Origin of the sequence: Pseudanabaena sp. CCNP1317, from assembly GCF_034931345.1 — a bacterium.
GTDB lineage: Bacteria > Cyanobacteriota > Cyanobacteriia > Pseudanabaenales > Pseudanabaenaceae > Pseudanabaena > Pseudanabaena galeata.
Map to the genome: position 1 here is coordinate 1 of NZ_JAYGIF010000147.1, position 681 is coordinate 681.

General features: G+C 37.3%; 2 protein-coding genes. One reads left to right on the forward strand and one right to left on the reverse strand.

Annotated elements, in window-relative coordinates:
- On the forward strand, window positions 1–208 hold a 208-nt coding region (locus VB775_RS22570), incomplete at its 5' end, for a helix-turn-helix domain-containing protein (RefSeq protein ID WP_323216969.1).
- On the opposite strand, the gene VB775_RS22575 is transcribed toward VB775_RS22570, so the two are convergent.
- On the reverse strand, window positions 209–556 hold the full coding sequence (locus VB775_RS22575) for a type II toxin-antitoxin system RelE/ParE family toxin (protein WP_281010092.1): 348 nt from the start codon (window positions 554–556) through the stop codon (window positions 209–211).
- Window positions 557–681 lie beyond the last annotated feature (125 nt).

A 681-nucleotide genomic window follows, 5' to 3' on the forward strand; every position in this document is an offset into this window, starting at 1 on the left:
AGGTTGGACACAAAAGGAAGCGGCTGAAAGGTTGGCGGTTACTCAGCCGCGTGTGTCGGACATTGTGAATGGAAAAATTGATAAATTTACTTTGGATATGCTGTTTTCAATGTTAGATAAGCTCGGATTTAGGACTGAGTTTACTTTTAGCAGTTTAGAAAGTGCTTCTATTAAAATCCAAACAAGGGATTTAGCTAAAGTCGCTTAGTTATTTTTGCCTTTTCATTTTTTCGATTTCAGCTTTTAGTTCCTTGTATCTTTTTTCGATAGTTTTCATGGCTTGTCGATCTACGCCGTTTGTTGTCTTCTCAAATGAATGTAAGACGACTACGGTATCTAGAAATTTTGCTATGTAGACACACCTAAAGGCTGGGCTACCATTGATTTTAAGTTCGATTACACCAGCACCAATACTTTCAAGAGTTTGGATTGGTAAGAATGGCTTTTTGTCGTCTTGGACTGCTCTTAGGCTAGTTCCAAATTGTTGTTGAATCTCTTTTGGGAAGTCTTTGTATTCTCTTTCGGCGGCATCGTTAACAAAAGCAAATTTTTTCATATTGGTTATACTGATTGAATCTAGTGGACAAATTCCACAAAAAGAGAAAGGCAAGAAAAATTACACTGGATGTGATGATTTCCTTGCCTTTGATTAGCTGACTGTTGCAAACATTTTACTGGTCG

Coding starts and splice junctions, on each gene's coding strand:
- VB775_RS22575 (WP_281010092.1), bottom strand. CDS start 556: ATGAAAAAATTTGCTTTTGTTAACGATGCCGCCGAAAGAGAATACAAA.